Origin of the sequence: Tautonia sp. JC769, from assembly GCF_040717455.1 — a bacterium.
GTDB lineage: Bacteria > Planctomycetota > Planctomycetia > Isosphaerales > Isosphaeraceae > Tautonia.
This window is the reverse complement of record NZ_JBFEFH010000010.1, coordinates 177,237-195,252: the sequence shown is the minus strand read 5'-3', so window position 1 is coordinate 195,252 and position 18,016 is coordinate 177,237. Positions and strand designations below refer to the sequence as shown.

Genomic DNA, 18,016 nt, shown 5'->3' with positions numbered 1-18,016 from the left:
GCGCGGGACCGGCGGGATCGGGCTGCCCATCGAGGGCGGCTCGGGGCCCGGGATCACCGCATCACGTGAGGCACTCAACACTGTCGCATTTTCGGATGAATGCTATACTAGGCTGGTCTGAGGGGAGGGGGGCCGCGGGAGCCCCGGCCCTTCGCCCGCAACGATGGGCTCGCTGACGGGAGCGATCCCGCTCGACCGGCGCCCTCGTCTCCCGCGTTGCCGCACCTCCCTTGATCTCTCCTCATGCCGAATCGCCCGATCGAGTTGCCGTCGCCGGGCCCGCCACGCGGGCCGATCTCCCGAGGGGATCAAGGGATCGGACCGCGCAGAGGGCCCCTCGGGGGATTGCCGATCCCGGCGATTCGGCATCAAGGGGGCCGCCGGCCATCAGGGCGGCGGTCGTCCCAGGGCGGACCGACCGCGGCCGAGGGTCCGAGGCGGGCCGAGGCGGGGACGATGAGGCCGGCTCCCCGGCCCGGGGGGGGCACGGCATTTGCCGGAGATGGGTATTTGCGAGCGATCCTCGTCAGATCGGAGGCATAAGATGGCCGATCACGTCCACATGCGCGAGGGGGGTGGGGGCGGCCCGATGGCGGGCCTCTTCGAGGTCTTCACCCCGCGCCGCCAGTGCATGAACTTCGAAGCCGACGTGATCTGGACCCACTTCGCCTCCGACCTGCTCATCGCCCTGGCCTACTTCTCGATCCCGGTCGCGCTGGTGGTCTTCGTCCGGCGCCGCCGGGACCTGGCCTTCAACTGGATCTTCCTGCTGTTCGCCCTGTTCATCGTCCTCTGCGGCACCACCCACCTCTTCGGCGTCCTGGCGCTGTGGCAGCCCTTGTACCGGCTCGACGGGCTGTTCAAGGCGGCCACGGCGGCCGTGTCGGTCGGCACGGCCGCCTTGCTCTGGCGGCTGCTGCCCCGGGCCCTCGCCCTGCCGAGCCCCGACCACCTGCGGCTCGTCAACCGGCGGCTGGTGGGGGAGGTCGCCGATCGGAAACGGGCCGAGGAGGCCTTGCGGAAGGCGCACGACGGGATGGAGCGGCGGGTCGAGGAGCGGACCCGGGAACTGCTCGCCAGCGAGGCCAGCTTCCGCCAGATGGCCGACGCGATGCCCCAGATCGCCTGGACGGCTCGAACCGACGGCTACACCGATTACTACAACCGGCGGTGGTACGAGTTCACCGGCTTGCAGCCGGGGCAGGGGGGTGACGCCAGTTGGGAGCCGATCCTCCACCCCGACGACCTCGAGCCTTGCCGGGCGGCCTGGTACGAGGCCGTCCGGCAAGGCACCCCTTACGAGATCGAATACCGCTTCCGAGACCCTCGGACCGGAGCCTACCGCTGGCACCTGGGCCGCGCCCTGCCGCTGAGGGACGACGAGGGCCGGGTGGTCCGCTGGTTCGGGACCTGCACCGACATCGACGACCAGAAGCGGACCGAGCAGGCGCTTCGGGAGTCGGACCGGCGCAAGGACGAGTTCCTGGCGATGCTGGCCCACGAGCTGCGCAACCCGCTGGCCGCCATCCGCCTGGCCGTCGACACGGTCGACCAGCCGGGGGGCGAGGAGGGCGACTCGGCCTGGGCCATGGAGATCATCGACCGGCAGGTCGGGCTGCTGTCGCACCTGCTCGACGACCTGCTGGACGTGTCCCGGATCACCCGGGGGCTGGTCCGGATCCGCAAGCGGCGGATCGACGCCCGCCCGGTGATCGACCAGGCCGTCGCGGCGGTCGGGCCGCTGATCGAGGACCGCAAGCATCGGCTCGAACGCCCGGACCCGGACCGCCCCTTGCTGCTGGAGGCCGACCCGGTCCGGCTGGAGCAGGTCCTGGTGAACCTGCTGACGAACGCCGCCAAGTACACGCCGTCGGGCGGGCAGATCAGGCTCGACGCCGACCGGGTCGGCGACGAGGTCGTCTTCCGGGTCCGGGACTCGGGCATGGGCATCCCGCCGGAGGTCCTGCCGCACATCTTCGACCTGTTCGTGCAGGCCCAGCGGACGCTCGACCGCTCGGAGGGGGGCCTGGGCGTCGGCCTGACGATCGTCCGGAAGCTGGTCGAGCTGCACGGGGGCCGCGTCTCGGCTTCCAGCGCCGGCCCGGGCCGGGGCAGCGAGTTCGTGGTGGGCATGCCCGCCGCCGAGGGGGATCTCGACGCGACGACGGCCCCGGAGGCCCGATCGGACGACCGCCCCGCCGGGCGGCTCCTGATCGTGGAGGACAACCGCGACCTGGCCCGGATCCTGGCGCGACACCTGAGGCTGCTGGGGTGGGACGTGAAGGAGGCCCACGACGGCTCCGAGGGGATCGAGGCCGCCCGGGCCTTCCGGCCCGATGTCATCCTGCTGGACATCGGCCTGCCCAGCCAGGACGGCTATTCGGTGGCCCGGGCCTTGCGCCGGGAGGGCTTCGGGGCCACCCGGATCATCGCCCTCTCGGGTTATGGCCAGGAGGAGGACCGGCTGCGGTCCAAGGCGGCCGGGATGGACCATCACCTCACGAAGCCGGTCGACCTGCAGACGATCGCCGAGTTGATCGGCTGAGTTGCGATGGCCCTCGCGGGGTGAGTCCGCGAGGCTCCCCGGGGCGCCCGGCGGGGCCCGGTTCCCGCCCTGCAAGGATCGGGTCCGCCGCTCGGGGGGCGTCTCCGCCCGATCGGGAATCGATCGCCCGGGCGGTCCCCGATCCATCGGGGGGGATCGGTCCCCCGGCCCTGTGCATCGAGCCGCGATCGGCCTCAGCCGGGGTGTCGGGGGATGCGATCGAGCAGGCGTTTCAGGTCGTTGATCCGGACGGGTTTCGGGAAGTGGTCGTCGAATCCGGCGTCGAGGCACTCGGCGCGGTCCTCGGGGCGGGCGTAGCCGGTGACGGCGATCAGGTGCAGGTCGCGGAGCCCGGGGTCGGACCGGGCCATCCGGGCGATCGTCAGGCCGTCGAGGCCGGGCAGGCCGATGTCGATCAGGGCCAGGTCGGGCTGCCGTCGGAGGGCCTCGAGGGCCTCGAGGCCGTCGGCGGCGGTCTCGACGTGGTGGCCGCTGAGCGTCAGCAGGGTGTGGAGCATCTCGCGGTTGTCGTCGTGGTCCTCGACCAGGAGGATGCGCAGGGGGCGTTGGTGCGGCTGGCCGTCGGGCGAGGCCTGGGGGCTCGACAACCCCCGGGCGATCGTCTGGACGTCGGCGACCGGGAAGCGGACCCGGAAGGTGCTGCCCCGGCCCAGCCCCTCGCTGAAGGCCGAGATGGAGCCGTCGTGCAGCTCGACGATCTCGCGGACCAGGGTCAGGCCGATCCCGAGCCCCCCCTGCGAGCGGTCGAGCCCGCGGCGTCCCTGGGCGAACAGGTCGAAGATCCGGGGGAGGAACTCGGGATCGATCCCGACGCCGTTGTCCCGGACCAGGAGCTCCACCGTCTGCGACCCCGGGACGACCTCGACCGAGATGTCGCCGCCGGGGGGGGTGTAGCGGGCGGCGTTCGTCAGCAGGTTCACCAGCACCTGGACCAGCCGGGCGTGGTCGCCGATCACCGGGGGGGAGCCGCCCGGCAGGTTCAGGTGCAGGCGATGGCCGGCCGACTCGATCGCCGGCCGGGCCGATTCGAGCGCCTGGTCGAGCACGTCGAAGAGGTCGACCGGGGCACGCTCCAGGTGGATGATCCCCCGGGTGACCCGGGAGATGTCGAGCAGGTCGTCGAGCAGTCGGCTCATCTGCTGCGACTGGCGGCCCACCACCTCGATCGGGTCGGCCTGATGGGACGGGAGGTCCGGCGCGAGTCGGAGGACCGTGGTGGCGTGGATGATCGAGGACAGCGGGTTGCGCAGCTCGTGCGAGAGCATGGCGAGGAATTCGTCCCGGCGGCGGACGGCCTCCCGGGCGTCGTCGTAGAGCCGGGCGTTGTCGATGGCCAGGGCCGCCAGGGTGGCCAGCTCCCCGGCGCTCGGCAGGTCGGCCGCCGAGAAGTATCGGCCGGGCCGGGTGGTCAGGAGGGTCAGGGCCCCGAGGATCCGGTCCCGGGCGATCAGGGGGAGGATCATGATCGAGCCGATGCCGAGCGACCGGAGGGCCCGGCGGCGGTCGGGGTCGGTCGCCAGGGAGTCGAGGGCCGATTCGGTGGTCCGGTTGTAGATCTTCGGGCGGCCGGCGCGGAGGGCCCGGGGGAGGCCGATCGGCCCGTTCCGGTCGACGCAGCGGCCGCCCCGGAGCGGGGCCATCAGGGCGTCGCTCGACGCGGCGGCGTGGCGGGCGACGCGGCGGTGGATGGCGCCGTCGGGCTGGATCAGGTCGATCAGGCAGCCGTCGGCCAGGTCCTCGATGACGAGCTGGGCGATGCGGCCCAAGGTGGTGGGCAGGTCGAGCGAATGGGCCAGCTCGGCCCCGGCCCGGACCAGGAATCGCTGGCCGTCGACGAGGCGGCGGTAGGCGGTCACGTCCCTCAGGCCGACGAGCAGGGCGCGACGGCCTTCCCAGACCGCTTCGGTGGACCGGAGCTCGACGATCCGGGCCGAGTCTCCGGCGGTCGGCACGTCGATCTCGGCCGACTGGAAGGCCACGACCGGCAGGCCGAGCGGGCGGCCGATCAACTGGTCGATCGGGCGGTTCAGCAGGGCCGAGGCCGCCGGATTGGCGTAGACGATGACCCCCGACGTGTCGAGGATCGCCAGGCCGTCGGCGCCGTGCTCGACCATCTGCCGGAAGGAGATGGCCTCGGCCCGGGGGGGGCCGGGCCCGTCCAGCGGCAGGGCCGTCGGCTCGTTCCGGTCATTCGATCCTTCCATCCTCGAAACCTCGCTTGGGGGGGCGGGACATCGGGATTAATGAGCCGGTGGCCGCGGGGGATCGTCCTGGAACAGGTCGTCGATCCGGCTCGAGGCGGCCGCCGCCCCGGCATGCGAGAGCACTCCGGAGAGGATCCCCGAGACGTTCCGGAACGGGTGGCCGAGGTGCAGGCCCGAGCCGTCGATCGTGAATTCCCTGATCACCTTCTCATGCCACGACCCGCGCATCTTGAGCACGGTCATGCCGCGCCGGATCTCGCCGAAGAGCTCGACGTAGCGGAGCAGGATGATCGAGTCGGTGATGGTGGAGATGTGGGCCTCGGTGATCGACGAGCCGCCGAGCAGGCTGTCGGTCGTGGCCGTGAACAGGGCGGGGACTTCCTTGTCCTTGATGGCCGAGGTCAGGCCGATGACGAACTCGCGGAAGCTCTTGACCGGCGCGACCCGTTCGAGGGCCGAGAGGCTGTCGACGGCGATCCGGTCGGGCTTGAATTCCTCGACCGTCTCCTTGATCAGGATCAGGGTGTCTTCCAGGGTCGTCGACTCGGGGTAGGTGCACATCACCTTGAGCAGCCCCTGGGCCTCGAGGGTGGCGAAGTCGGCCCCCCAGCCGGCGGCGTTGCGGAAGAGCTGCTCGCGGCTCTCCTCGAAGGCGAACAGCAGGCTGCGATCGCCGGCCCGGGCCCCGCCGGCGATGAACTCGGTCGAGAGCAGGGTCTTGCCCGTGCCGGTCGCCCCGCTGACGAGGATGATCGAGTCGCGGAAGAAGCCGCCGCCGCACATGCGGTCGATGTCGGGGTTGCCCGACGAGATCCGGACGTCCGACGACTTCTGCTTCAGCTCCAGCGCCGCCAGGGGGATGGCGACGATCCCCCGGCCCGGGACGATCGTGAAGGGCCATTCCCCCTTCAGGTGGTCGGTCCCCCGGAATTTGAGGATCTCGAGCGTGCGGCGGCGGACTTCCTCGTCGAGGACGTTGCGAAGAATGATGACGTTATCAGAAACGAATTCCTCGACCCCATGACGCGAGACCGAGCCGTACTCGTCGCCCCGCTCGGCCGTGATCAGCGAGGTCACGCCGAGCGACCGCAGGGCCCGGGTCATCCGGAACAGCTCCGAGCGGACCGTGTGCTGGTCGGGGAACTGGCCGAAGTAGGCCCCGAGGGCGTCGAGCACGAGCCGACGGGCGCCGACCTTCTTGACCGCGTACTGGACCCGGGCCATCAGGGCGCCGAGGTCGTAGCCGCCCGCGAAGACGGGCTGCTCCCCGGGGTCGGGGGAGACGTCGACGAAGGCCCATTTCCCCTGGGCCTCCCAGGCGGGGATGTCCCAGCCGAGGCCGCGGAAGTTGCGTCGCAGGTCCTCGGGGGTCTCCTCGAAGGTGACGAGGACCCCCGGCTCCTCGCGGACCATCACCCCGGCGGCCAGGAACTGGGCGCCGAAGACCGTCTTGGCGCTGCCCGACGAGCCGGCGACCAGCGTCACCCGCCCTTCGGGGAGGCCGCCGCAGGCGATGAGGTCGAATCCGTGGATTTCCGTGGGGAGCTTCGTGATCGACATGGAAGGTTCAATCGGCCTCCTTCACGCGGGCCTCTGTGACGGGGGCGTGCGTCGGGCTCGCGAGGAGATCGAGCGCCGCCAGCACGCGAGCCGCGTCCGACAGGTCGCCGATGATTCGGCGCTGCGGCTCGGGGTGTTCCTTGATGACCGTCGGGGTTGCCAGGACCTTGTCTTGCTCGGCCAGCTCGGGCTGTTCGAGCACGTCGACGACGAGCAGCTCATACTGGCCGGAGAGTTCCGCGTCGCAGAGCCGTTGCAGCGTCGCGACGGCCCGCTGCGACCGGGAGGTCAGGCCGGTGATGTACAGTTTCAGGACATAACGGTCCATACACGGTCACTCCGAGCCATCCGGGGACCGATCCGACGCGACCGCTCCGTTGCGGGTCGCCGCGGCGAGATTCGTGCGATAATGTTCGGCAAGACGGCCCATCAACTCAAGCACCGCAAGTTGAGCTTCCTCGACGTAGGCATTGGCCTTTGCAGCTTTCGTGCCGGAAGAGCGCTGGCGGAGGGCCATCGCGTGCAATTCGACCACGTCGCGCGGCCCGGCGCCGGCGGTGGCGAGCCGCTCGGCCAGGGCGCTCAGCAGGGCCGAGCCGTCGGGCTGCCGGGCCGTCTGATAGCCCCGGTGCAGCAGCCTTAGGTCGAGCACGTGGCCGAAATCCTCCAGGGCGTCGCAGAAGACCTCGGGCATCTCGCGGCTCAGCGGGAGCGGACGCGGGGTGCCCCGGTCTTCGGGGCGATCGGCCAGCCCGGCCAGGGCCTGATAGAGCCTCGCGTCCCGTTCGAGCCGGTTGATGTGCTCGGAGCGGAGCTCGGCCTCGGACTCGACCTGGACGATCCGCTGGCGGAGCCGGACCTCGGGGGTCACGTCTTCGAGGGTGGTGACGACGCCGCCGAGCGCCCCGGTCCCGTCCCGGACCGGGGCGGCGGTCGACCGGAACCAGCGGTGCCCGAGTTCCCATTCGTCCCGGCTCCGGGAGCCGCTGCGGAGGGTCCGGTCGTGGGGCCACTGCATGCCGGCGGGAATCAGGAGGGCCGCCTGATCCGTCAGCCGCTGGCCGAGGAAGGCGGCCGGCTTGACCCGCAGCAGGGCGGCCATCGCGGCGTTGGCCCATCGGACCCGGCCGTCGGGGTCGAGCAGCGCCATGCCCTCGTCGATCGCCTCGAAGATCGTCCTCCAGCGATCGGCCTCGACGCCGAGTGCCTGCAACCGGCCGCCGACCCGCGCCCAGGCCCGGATCGTGGTGAGCCATCGCGAGCGATCGGGCGGGCGGTCCAGCACCTCGACCGCCAGGGGGCGGAGCACCTCGGGGAACGGATCGGCTTCGGCCCGGGTCAGGACCAGCGCCGGGGCGGGGGGGGACGGCGACCCGAGCACGTCGAGGCCGAACGCCCCGGCCTCGTCGAGCGACGCATCGAGCAGGATGAGCCGGGTCTCCCGCCCCTCGGGACGCGCCAGCGCGGCGCGAGCCTCGGCCGTCGAGCAGACGTCTCGGCTCCGCAACCCTTCGGTCGCGAGCAGCCGGGCGACGGCCTCTCGGGTTTCAGCGTCCCCGTGGACGTTCAAGATCGTCCGAAACTCTCCGGCGATCACCGTGACTGATGCTCCCCGAGGACATCATCCCTGCCCGCGATGCGCCCCGGAATCTCCCGTCCTGTCGAAGATTCCCCAGTTTTGCATGGCATCACATTATAGACCCTGGTCCCTTGGTACGGGCAAATCGATTCGACGGATTTTCACGAGAAAAGCGGGTTCTCAGGATGGTTGGTCGTCGGTCCCGAGATACCGCCCCCCATCGATCCGGTAGCAGCCGCCCGTCGCAAAGTCGGTTCCTTCAAGCAAATAGAGCACAAGACGGTTGGCGTCGTCGGCCGACCCGAGCCGGGCCAGCGGGGTCGCCCCGACGATCTCCCGCCGTTGCTCGTCGGTCATGTTTGGCCAGGGGACGATCGTGCCCGGCTGGATCAGGTTCACCGCGACGTGGGGGGCCAGTTCCTTGGCCATCGCCAGGGTCATGGTCGTCAGCCCACCCTTGGCGGCGATGTAGGGCAAATCTCCCCCACGGGGGCGATCGGTCCCCCAGTCGCCGAAGCAGATGATCTTCCCCTTCAGGCCCGAGGCGTCGGCGATCGGCCCCTGGGCGAGCATGGCCCGGCCGGCGGCGACGGCCGAGTGGTACGGCGCGCTCAGGTTCGCCGCGATCATCCGGTCGTAATGCTCGGGCGTCAGCTCGGCAAAGGGCGTCCGCTCGTAGATGCTCGCCATGTTGATCAGGGCGTCGATCCGGCCGAACCGCCCGACGACCCGATTCACGGCCCGCTCGGCCTGCGCCGGGTCGGCCAGATCGGCCTCGACGGCCAGGGTGTCGGCGGCACCTCGGGATCGGCAGTCGTCGAGGGTCTGCTCGATCGCCTCGCGGCTGGTCCGATAGGTCATGGCCAGCTTCGCGCCCCGGTCGGCGAGCGACCGGGCGAGCGCCGAGCCGACGCGGCGGCCCCCGGTGATCAGGATGGACGCTCCGGCGAGCTTCACAGGCCCCTCCAGGGGACGTCGGCCACGCCGGCCTCGGCATTGGCCGATCGGGCGAGGACGAACAGGTAGTCGCTCAGGCGGTTGAGATAGACGACCAGGCTCGGCGGCACATGCTGCCCGTCGGCATGGCCCAGGGAAACGACCACGCGCTCGGCCCTCCGGCAGATGGTCCGGGCCAGGTGCAGTTGCGCGGCGGTCGGCGACCCCCCGGGCAGGATGAAGTGCTGCAAGGGGGGCAGGCCCGACTCGACGTGGTCGATCTCGTGCTCGATGCGGAGGATGAAGTCGTGCGGGACGCTGTCGTGGAAGGGGCCGTCGGGGTCGGGGTCGGCCAGGGCCGCCCCCACGGTGAACAGCTCTTCCTGGAGCTGCGACAGCTTGCGGTCGAGGTCGAGGCTGATGGCCGTGGTCGACCGGGCGACGCCGAGCACGGCGTTCAGCTCGTCGACGGTGCCGTACGCCTCGATCCGGAGGTCGTCCTTGCCGACCCGGCCGGGGCCGAGCAGGCCGGTGGTGCCATCATCCCCGGTTTTCGTGTAAATCTTGGGCACGAATTCACTTGCTCCGAGACGGCGGCCCGAGAACGCGGCGAGACGGCGAAGCGGCGGGCGGATTGGCGAAGCCTGGTCACAGCCCCTATACTAGTCGCGAGGCGGGGGGTCGAAAAGGGACCCTCCGGCACCGAATCACCCCGGAGGCCCCCATCGATGACGCTCCCGATCGCCCTGGCCGCGGCCCTCGCGGCCCCGATCTTCGCCCTCGATCCGCCGCCGCAGGCGCAGCAAGAGCAGCGGCCGAGCCCGTCCTCCTCCCCCGGCCGGTCGTATGGCGGCCCCGGCGGCCCTCCCGGGGCCGAGGAGATGACCGCCGAGGAGGTCGCCGCCAACGAGTCGCGCCACCTGAAGGACATCCGGCAGGTGACCTACGGCTTCGCCAAGGCCGGCGAAGGGTACTTCAGCCCCGACGGCAAGACGGTCATCTTCCAGGCCGCCGAGTACCCCGAGCCGACGACCCTCCAGCCCCCTCCCGAGGGCTGGGACGGCTATCAGATTTACATGGCCGAACTGACCCCCGGCGCCCGGCCCGTCATGGTCAGCACCGGCGAGGGGAAATGCACCTGCGCCTACTTCCACCCCGACGGGAAGTCGATCCTGTTCGCCTCCTCGCACCTCGACCCGGCGCTGCAAGAGGACGCCCCCGAGGCCGACCACCCGAAGGCCCCCGCCTACAGCCGTTCCGAGCGCTATGCCTGGGACTTCGATCCGCATATGGATATCTTCCGGCTCGACCTCGACGACCGGGGCCGGTTCTTCCGGAACATCGGGACGAGCGAGGACGGACGCCCCGTCTTCGGCAAGCCCATGGAGCGCGAGACGCTCGTCCGCCTGACCGACGCCCCCGGCTACGACGCCGAAGGGAGCTATTCGCCCGACGGCTCGCAGATCGTCTTCACCAGCTTCCGCGACGGCGACGCCGACATCTACGTGATGGACGCCGACGGCTCGAACGTCCGGCAGATCACCGACGCACCCGGCTACGACGGCGGCCCCTTCTTCTCCCCCTGCGGCAAGTACCTGATCTACCGCAGCGACCGCCAGGAGAACGACCTGCTGCAACTGTTCATCAACACCGTCGACGGGCAGAACGAACGCCAGCTCACCGACAACGAGCACGTGAACTGGGGGCCGTACTTCCACCCGGACGGCCGGTTCATCGCCTACTCGACCAGCAAGCACGGCCACTTCAATTATGAGATCTACCTGATGGATCTCGAGACCGGCGACGAGCGGCGCCTCACCTTCGCCCCCGGCTTCGACGGCCTCCCCGTGTTCAGCCCCGATGGCTCGAAGCTGATGTGGACCTCGAAGGGCCGCACCGCCGACAACACCAGCCAGCTCTTCATCGCCGACTTCGTCCTCGATCCCGACGCCGAGCAGTAAGGGGCGATGCGCCTCGACCCCGAGTCCCTCCAACCCACCCGGAGCACCCGCCTCGATGAACGCCAAGGACGCGATCCGCAATACCATCGACATGAGCGCGATGATCGTCGACAGCTACCTCAAGGATCTCAGCGACGCCGACCTGCTGGTCCGGCCGGTCGAGGGCATGAACCACATGGCCTGGCAGATCGGCCACCTGATCGGGGCCGAGCGGCACTTCGTCGAGCTGATCAGGCCCGGCACCAGCCCGGCCCTGCCGGCCGACTTCCCCGAAGGACACGGCCGCGACAAGTTCACCGAGGACGACCCGGCGAAGTTCTATTCCGTCGCCAAATATCAGGAGCTCTGGGGGGCCCAGCGCCAGGCGACGCTCGCCCTGCTCGACAGCCTCTCGGATGAGGACCTCGACCGCGTCGACCCCGAGAAATTCCCCCCCTTCGCCCCGACCGTCGGCGCCCTGATGAACATGGTCGGCGGACACCCCTTGATGCACGCCGGCCAGTTCGTCGCCGTCCGCCGGAAGCTCGGCAAGCCCGTGGCCATCTGAGCGATTCGGGCAGGCGGCGGGGGTGACGATCGGCCGGCCTGGGCGATCGTCACTCCCGATCCGACCGATCGGCCGGGGCCCTGGGAGCATAGAGGAACAGGCCCGCCGCGACCCCGCCGAAGGCGTAACGACGGCGGGCCGCCTCGGCCAGTTCGGGGGGCAGCCCGAAGCCGTAGGAGTCGTACGGGTCGGCCCGATCGAACAGGTCCTTGGTCGTGATGATGAGGTCATAATCGCCCGACTCGATCCGCTGCCGGATGGCGGTCGGCTCGATCTTGCCCGTCTCGACCAGAATGCGAAAGAGCCACGGGTCGACGAACGCGGCCCGGTCTCCCTGGTGGGCGGCCACCATGCCGCTATCGGTCAGGATGCGCATGCCCGGATCCGCGGCCAGTTCGAAAATCCGGCGGTACTGCGCCACCACCGGCCGGCCGGCGGTCGAGAAGTAGCCGTGGATCGACCGGGACGATCGGAACTGGGCATGGGAGTAGTCGAGGCTCGGGAGCAAACATGCCCCCAGGCCGATGAGCCCAACAACCACCGGCAGGGCGATCCGGGGACGAATCGGCCCCGAGGCCCGGAGCAACACCGCGACCGACCCCCAGACCGCTCCGCCCGCCAGCGCCGCGACGAGACGAAGACCGAGGAAATAATTCAAGTCCGAGCCGCTTTTCATCGCCAGCACCACCGCCCCGACCAGCACCACACCGGCCAGTACAGCCAGCGAAGGCGCCCGGTCCTGGCGTCGGACGGTCCAAAGCACCATGCCGACGAGGGCGAGGATCGGCAGTTCCGGCCCGAACTGGCCGAGCCGGGCGAGGGTCCGTCGCCAGTCCGCCAGCAGGATCGGCGTCTCGGCCGCGCCGAACAACTCGCGGGCGAACAGGGGCTCGACCGTCAGCGAGACCGCCGCGATGATCGCCAGCGTGACGGCCCCCGACACCGCCCCCAGCGTGATTCCCCAGCGCACCCGATGCGTCACCATCGCCGCCAGGACTGCGGCGATCAGGTACAATCCCATCGTCTGCTTCGTGAAGATGGCCGCGACCAGCAAGGTCGCCCCCAGCGTGTACCTCCATCGCGACGCTCGGCCGGCGGCCAGCAGGAAGCCCGCGAGGCCGATCGTGTCGGCCATCAGGTCCGCCCGGACCATCACGCCGAACCCGAACAGCGGGGCCGCCCCCAGCGTCAGCAATCCGGCGAAGAGGCCCGCCCCCTTCCCGTCCCGGGCCCCCGAGGCCGCGCCGACGATCAGGCTCGCCAGCAGGGCCGAGCCGAGACTGGTCAGCCGGCCGATCGCGTACAGGCCCTCCAGCCCGGCGCCCAGCACCCGGCCGACTCCCCCAACAATCAGGAAATAAAGTGGTCCGAACACGTTCATGACGTGCGGATCGGCCTTCCAGTCGGGATACATGACCCGGTCGTGCTGCACGCGCCAGGCGAGGTGGACCATCTGGGCTTCGAGGTGGTACACGTCGAGCGGGTTGCCGATGGTGAACCAGGCATAGCCCAGGAACAGCGCCGCCCGCATCAGGGCGATCACGAAACAGCACGCCAGCACGAATCGAATCAAGGGGCGCATGACAACCTGGCTCGGCCTGATTTCGTTGTGGGACGGTGGCGTCGGCGCGATCGTCATCGCGGGGGCGCGCCGGGGGCCGGCAGGACCCGGGGCAATAACGCCTCGACCCGGCGCAGGGCCGGGTCCATGCCCGAGAGCCTCATCGCCCGGACGTGGGCGCCGAGCGATCGCCAGTCGTCGGGCGTGTCGACATCGTACCACGGGGGCAAGACCGCCAGCGAGCGGCCCGACCCCCTGAGCCGGTCGAGCGTCTGCCCGAGGACCCCCGCCGTGCTCCAGTCGATGCCCTGGAACAGCGACGGCACCGGCACCCGGCTGCCGATCAGGTAATACCCCCCATCGGTCGACGGGCCAATCACCACATCCTTCTGATCGAGGCACAAGAACGCGCTGATGACGATCGACGGGTCGAGCGTCGGGCTGTCCGAACCGATCACCACGACGCGCGAGGCCCCCTCGGCGAACTCGCCCTCGAAAAACGCCTGCAGGCGGGCGCCCAGGTCGCCGGCCGCCTGCGCCTGCATGGCCAGGCCCCGCGGGACGACCCGATCGAACCAGGGGCCGGCCCCTTCGGGCGAAAAGACGAAGACCCGGCGCCCGCCGGGGGCGAGGTAGCGATCCGTCCCCCAGGCTTCGAGCGTGTCGAGCAGCATCGCCTCGTGCGCCTCGGCGGCGAAGTCGTCGCCGAACTCGGCCGCCAGCCGCGTCTTGACCTTGCCCGGCTCCGGTTGCTTGCCGAAGATCCCCAATACCGCCCCTTCGGGCATCGGCCACGACACGATCTCACCTCGTTCGTTCTTGATGGGACTTGCGTTCTGCCTCGGCCCGGAGCAGCCGATCCAAGAGGACCGGCTCCACCTTCCCCCGGAACCTCACCTTCCCGTCGACCGCCACGACCGGCACCGACGCCCCGTGCGCCTCGACCAGCGCCGGGTCGGTGTCGATGTCGACCTCCTCGACGCGGAACCCGTGCCGCCTGCGCCTCGGCTCGATCACCGCCTTCGCCGCCTCGCAGCACGAGCACTCGGCCCGGGAGTAGATCGTCACGCGCAGGTGATCGGCCCGAGGATGGAGGGTACGACCGAGACTCGACTGGATGTGTTCCTTGAGGGTTCGGAACCAGCGAGAGGGCCGCGATGAATTAACGTTCATTGTGGACTGCGTCTCGGATGTCTCTCGCCTCTTCCGGGGTGCGGGTGAACACGAACTCGACCCTGGCCTGTTCCTCGTCGTCCAGGTGATCGATCAACCTTCTCCAAACACGGTCTTGTCGTTCTTCATCCGGGAGATCCTTGAACATCGAAGAGACGACGACAACGAGGACTCGACCTCCTCCAGAGGGAGAAACCATGACATGATCTGATGGGGTCTTCTTGAATTCTTTCAGAATTTCGATGAGATGATCGTGAAGTTTCATGAGGTTTTCCTTGTCTCAATCGCGCTGAACAGGTCGTCGCCAAATCCTTCGACCGCCTAGGTCCAGGTGTCGACCAGCGGCTTGGAGATGGTAACGGTCGGATGATGGCCGGATCCGGTCATTTCATTGCGATCTGCTCGATGAACGATGAGGTGGCGACGTTTCATCGCTCCTGTCAGGCGAGTGTCGTAGGGCTTGATCAATTCGAGTGGGATTTCGAGGGCTGCCAGGAGGCTTTTGATGTCGCCCAGATTATTATAATTCGATCGTTCTAGCCAGTGGCCGATCATCTGCGTGATCAGGTCATCGACCGTCGCCCCCCGGAATTTCGCAAGCTGGGCCAAAGAGATTTTTTCCCTCTTGTCATCATCGCCGAGACTGAAGGGGATCTTCAAGGGCGACAACCGATCCTCGCTTGCCATTGGCAAGAGACGTTCTGCAAGGCTGCGCAGGAGATCTTCCAGAGTCGCATGGAGCAGGACGACAGCGGAACGCAACACATCTGTATCCCGAACAGACCGGCGACCCGGCACCCCTGTCCCAAGTTGTTCGTACACCTGGACAAGACTTCGAACCCGATCCAGATTGCTCTGGAAACGGGAACGCACTTCGTCAATCTCGGGGCCGAGTTTCGTTGCCATGGAGTCGCCCGAGAAAGTCAATCAAGTAATGGGATTTGGATTCACCGTTCCTTGTTCGAAGCGTGTGAAAGTCGGTCAAATTGAATGAGGGACGATCTCGAGCTTGCGGACCTCGACCAGGTTATCGAAAAAGGTCGCCCCGCCCCCCATGTCGGACAGGGCCGAGGAGGTGGTGGCGTTGACCCCCGAATCGCCCGGGGAATGCTTCGACCAGTAGATCCCGAGGCTCGCGGCCGTGCCGGGGCGGACGGCGTCGGTCAGGGCGACACGGGCGAGGAATCGGCCGCGGGCGTTGTAGACTTCGGCCCAGTCTCCCGAGGAGAGGCCGCGCGCGGCGGCGTCTTCAGCCGACAGTTCGATCGTCGGGTCGCCGGCCGCTCGCAGGTGCGAGCCGGAGTTGGCGAAGGTCGAGTTCAGGAACTGCGGGCGAGGGGGGCTGACCAGCTGGATCGGGTAGCGTGCCGCCAGCTCGGGCCTCGTCTGCGGATCCTCGAGCGGGGGGATGTACGAGGGCAGGGGGTCGAAGCCGTCGGCCTTCATCCGCTCGGAATACAGCTCGCACTTGCCCGAAGGGGTCGGGAAGCGGCCGTCGGCGAACGGCCGATAGTCCTCGGGGATGTTCAAGCGAACCGATCCCAGGGTTTTCAAGCGTTCCAGTGCGATCCCTTCCAGCGCCGGGCCGCCATCCAGCGCCTGTCTCATCAAGGTATCGTCGTCGGGAAACAGGGCGGGATCGAACCCGAGCCGGTCGGCCAGGCCCCGGAAGACGTCGGCGTTCGATCGGCACTCCCCGCGAGGCGCGATCGCCCGGGGGTTGTGCATCACGAAGTGATGGCCGTACGACGTGTGAATGTCCTCGTGCTCGAGCTGCGAGGTGGCCGGGAGCACGACATCGGCGTAATCGACCGTGTCGGTCGGGAACAGCTCGTGGACGACCGTGAATAGATCGTCGCGGAGCAGGCCGTCAATCACCTTCTTCTGATCGGGCGCCACCGCCGCCGGATTGCAGTTGTACACATAAAGCGCCTTCACCGGAGGGCCGGGGAGTTCCCCCGCCAATGCCTCGGCCAGTCGATTCATGTTGACCGATCGCGTGCCGGGCGGCGAAAGATCTGGGCGGGTCAGCGCGAGCGAGTTCAGCCCGTAGGTCCCGCTCGTCGAGAGCAAGGCCCCGCCCCCCCGGTGCCGCCAGGCGCCGACGATCGCCGGCAGGCAGGTGATCGTCCGCACGGCCATCCCGCCGCCGCCGTGGCGCTGGAGGCCGTAGTTGACGCGGATCAGGCTCGGGTGCTCGGTCGCATAACGCCGCGCCAGGGCTTCGATCTGATCAACCGGGACGCCGGTGATCGCCGCAACCCGATCGGGCGGATACTCCCTCAACACGCGGTCGCGAAGCTGTTCCGCTCCAATCGTGCCCCGATCCAGGTAATCCTGATCGTGCAGGTGTTCACGCCAGATCACGTGCATCAAACCCAGCGCCAGGGCGGCATCGGTGCCGGGACGGGGCTGGATGTGCCAGTCGGACCGGCGGGCGGTGGAGCTGGCGTAGGGGTCGATGGTGACGATCGTCGCATTCGTGCGCTTGCGGGCCTCGATCATCAGGCTCCAAAGATGACTGTTCGTGTTCGCCGTGTTCGACCCCCAGTTGAGGATCAATCGGCACTCGGGGACGGCCATCGGGTCGGCCCCCAATCGGCCGAGCCCCATCGTGTACTCGTAACCGACCCCCCCGGCCGAGGCGCAGATGGTCCGGTCGAGCTTCGAGGCGCCGAGCAGGTGGAAGAAGCGGCGGTCGAGGCTCTCGGCCTGCAACTTCCCCATCGTCCCGTAATAGCTGTACGGCAGGATTGCCTGGGGACCCTGGGCCGACGCGGCGATCGTCCGGAAACGATCGGCGATCAGGTCGAGCGCCTCGTCCCAGGTGATGCGCTCGAATCGCCCCCGGCCGGGCCCCTTCGGGCCGACGCGACGCATCGGGTGCATCAGGCGATCGGGGCTGCCCACGCGGTCGAGGTACCTGGCCATCTTCTGGCAGAGGAACCCGCGCGTGAAGGGGTGGTCGCGGTCGCCGCGCAGGTCCACGGCGACCCCGTCGCGCACGGTCACGACCATGCTGCACGTGTCGGGGCAGTCGAGCGGGCAGACGTTCTTGACGACGGTTTCGACAGGATTGGACACGGCGGGTCGGGCTCCGGCGGGCAATCGGCCCTTTTGCGTGGCGGTCGAGACTCCTTTCCGATTCTAGGATGAACCTCGTGCCTTTGGCGAGGCGCGGTCGATCCCGGTCGCCAGGCTGTTTCTCCGATTGCGGCCGAATCCAGGCGATCGGCGCCCGGTTCTTTCGGCCCCGATGGGTTGCTTGCCGATCGTCGACGGCTCACAATGTGGGCATGACTGAAATTCCCTGGCGAATCGCGATCGAACGCGCCTTGACGGTCCATCACGGGGCCCCCCCCTCGCGATGGCTCCAGCTGGCGACCGTCGCGGCCGACGGCTGGCCGAGCGTCCGCACGGTCGTCTTCCGAGGGTTCCTCGGCGACGGCCCGATCCTCCGCTTCACGACCGACCTGCGCAGCGCGAAGGTGGCCCAGATCGACCGGGACTCCCGGGCCGAGGCGTGCTGGATGTTCACCGAGACCCGCGAGCAATTCCGCCTGGCCGGCCACCTCCGCCTCATCGGACCGGACGAGGCCGACCCGCCCCTGGTCGCCGAGCGGTCCGAGGTCTGGACGGCCTTGCCGCCGGCCACCCGCATCAGCCTGCTCTGGCCCGAGCCGGGCGCCCCCCGGGCCGACCTCCGCCGATTCAAGGTCGGCACGCCCGACCCCCACGAGCCCCCCCCGTCGTTCGCCCTCCTGCTGCTCGATCCGGAGCGGGTCGATCACCTCGACCTGCGCGCCGAACCGCACAGCCGCGTGCAGTATCAGCGCCTGGGAGGGGCCGACGAGCCGATCGAGTGGGCCTCGCTGGCCGTCAATCCCTGACCCCTCGCCCCGGGCGGTTCGACTCGCAGGAGACCCATC

16 protein-coding genes are annotated in these 18,016 nt (G+C 69.2%); 4 read left to right on the top strand and 12 right to left on the bottom strand.

Annotation, left to right across the window (positions count from 1 at the left end):
• The first annotated feature begins 544 nt into the window (after window positions 1-544).
• Window positions 545-2,545: an ATP-binding protein gene (locus AB1L88_RS12725; protein WP_367097040.1), complete on the top strand. Its 2,001-nt coding sequence runs from the start codon at window positions 545-547 to the stop codon at window positions 2,543-2,545.
• 194 nt (window positions 2,546-2,739) lie between these two features.
• On the opposite strand, the gene AB1L88_RS12720 is transcribed toward AB1L88_RS12725, so the two are convergent.
• From AB1L88_RS12720 to AB1L88_RS12695, 6 genes are all read right to left on the bottom strand, one after another.
• Entirely contained in the window at window positions 2,740-4,770 is a 2,031-nt protein-coding gene (locus tag AB1L88_RS12720) for an ATP-binding protein (RefSeq protein ID WP_367097039.1), read from the bottom strand.
• Window positions 4,771-4,806: 36 nt separating this feature from the next.
• The gene (gene kaiC, locus AB1L88_RS12715; protein WP_367097038.1) at window positions 4,807-6,330 is read right to left on the bottom strand and encodes a circadian clock protein KaiC; all 1,524 of its coding nucleotides are present in this window, start codon (window positions 6,328-6,330) and stop codon (window positions 4,807-4,809) included.
• A 7-nt stretch (window positions 6,331-6,337) separates the two neighbouring features.
• Window positions 6,338-6,658 (bottom strand): circadian clock KaiB family protein, encoded by a 321-nt coding sequence (locus tag AB1L88_RS12710; protein WP_367097037.1) that lies wholly within the window; start codon window positions 6,656-6,658, stop codon window positions 6,338-6,340.
• A gap of 6 nt (window positions 6,659-6,664) precedes the next feature.
• Window positions 6,665-7,927: a PAS domain-containing protein gene (locus AB1L88_RS12705; protein WP_367097036.1), complete on the bottom strand. Its 1,263-nt coding sequence runs from the start codon at window positions 7,925-7,927 to the stop codon at window positions 6,665-6,667.
• 162 nt (window positions 7,928-8,089) lie between these two features.
• Window positions 8,090-8,866: an SDR family oxidoreductase gene (locus AB1L88_RS12700; RefSeq protein WP_367097035.1), complete on the bottom strand. Its 777-nt coding sequence runs from the start codon at window positions 8,864-8,866 to the stop codon at window positions 8,090-8,092.
• A complete protein-coding gene (locus AB1L88_RS12695; protein ID WP_367097034.1) occupies window positions 8,863-9,417 on the bottom strand; it encodes a cob(I)yrinic acid a,c-diamide adenosyltransferase in 555 nt (184 codons plus the stop codon). Before AB1L88_RS12695 ends, AB1L88_RS12700 begins: the two co-directional genes overlap by 4 nt.
• Before the next feature lie 156 nt (window positions 9,418-9,573).
• Here AB1L88_RS12695 and AB1L88_RS12690 point away from each other — a divergent pair, with 156 nt between their 5' ends.
• Together AB1L88_RS12690 and AB1L88_RS12685 are read left to right on the top strand one after the other, a co-directional pair.
• The gene (locus AB1L88_RS12690) at window positions 9,574-10,806 is read left to right on the top strand and encodes a hypothetical protein (protein ID WP_367097033.1); all 1,233 of its coding nucleotides are present in this window, start codon (window positions 9,574-9,576) and stop codon (window positions 10,804-10,806) included.
• Window positions 10,807-10,861: 55 nt separating this feature from the next.
• Entirely contained in the window at window positions 10,862-11,353 is a 492-nt protein-coding gene (locus tag AB1L88_RS12685) for a DinB family protein (protein WP_367097032.1), read from the top strand.
• Window positions 11,354-11,402: 49 nt separating this feature from the next.
• On the opposite strand, the gene AB1L88_RS12680 is transcribed toward AB1L88_RS12685, so the two are convergent.
• The 6 genes from AB1L88_RS12680 to AB1L88_RS12655 form a co-directional block, all read right to left on the bottom strand.
• A complete protein-coding gene (locus AB1L88_RS12680) occupies window positions 11,403-12,935 on the bottom strand; it encodes a hypothetical protein (protein ID WP_367097031.1) in 1,533 nt (510 codons plus the stop codon).
• 53 nt (window positions 12,936-12,988) lie between these two features.
• On the bottom strand, window positions 12,989-13,714 hold the full coding sequence (locus tag AB1L88_RS12675) for a TIGR04282 family arsenosugar biosynthesis glycosyltransferase (RefSeq protein ID WP_367097030.1): 726 nt from the start codon (window positions 13,712-13,714) through the stop codon (window positions 12,989-12,991).
• 4 nt (window positions 13,715-13,718) lie between these two features.
• A complete protein-coding gene (locus AB1L88_RS12670) occupies window positions 13,719-13,982 on the bottom strand; it encodes a glutaredoxin family protein (RefSeq protein WP_367097029.1) in 264 nt (87 codons plus the stop codon).
• A 94-nt stretch (window positions 13,983-14,076) separates the two neighbouring features.
• Window positions 14,077-14,352, bottom strand: coding sequence for a hypothetical protein (locus AB1L88_RS12665; RefSeq protein WP_367097028.1), 276 nt, complete (start codon window positions 14,350-14,352; stop codon window positions 14,077-14,079).
• Window positions 14,353-14,408: 56 nt separating this feature from the next.
• Window positions 14,409-14,993 (bottom strand): hypothetical protein, encoded by a 585-nt coding sequence (locus tag AB1L88_RS12660; protein WP_367097027.1) that lies wholly within the window; start codon window positions 14,991-14,993, stop codon window positions 14,409-14,411.
• 75 nt (window positions 14,994-15,068) lie between these two features.
• Entirely contained in the window at window positions 15,069-17,171 is a 2,103-nt protein-coding gene (locus tag AB1L88_RS12655; RefSeq protein ID WP_367097026.1) for a molybdopterin oxidoreductase family protein, read from the bottom strand.
• Between the two features lie 212 nt (window positions 17,172-17,383).
• Here AB1L88_RS12655 and AB1L88_RS12650 point away from each other — a divergent pair, with 212 nt between their 5' ends.
• Window positions 17,384-17,977 (top strand): pyridoxamine 5'-phosphate oxidase family protein, encoded by a 594-nt coding sequence (locus tag AB1L88_RS12650; RefSeq protein WP_367097025.1) that lies wholly within the window; start codon window positions 17,384-17,386, stop codon window positions 17,975-17,977.
• Window positions 17,978-18,016: the final 39 nt, after the last annotated feature.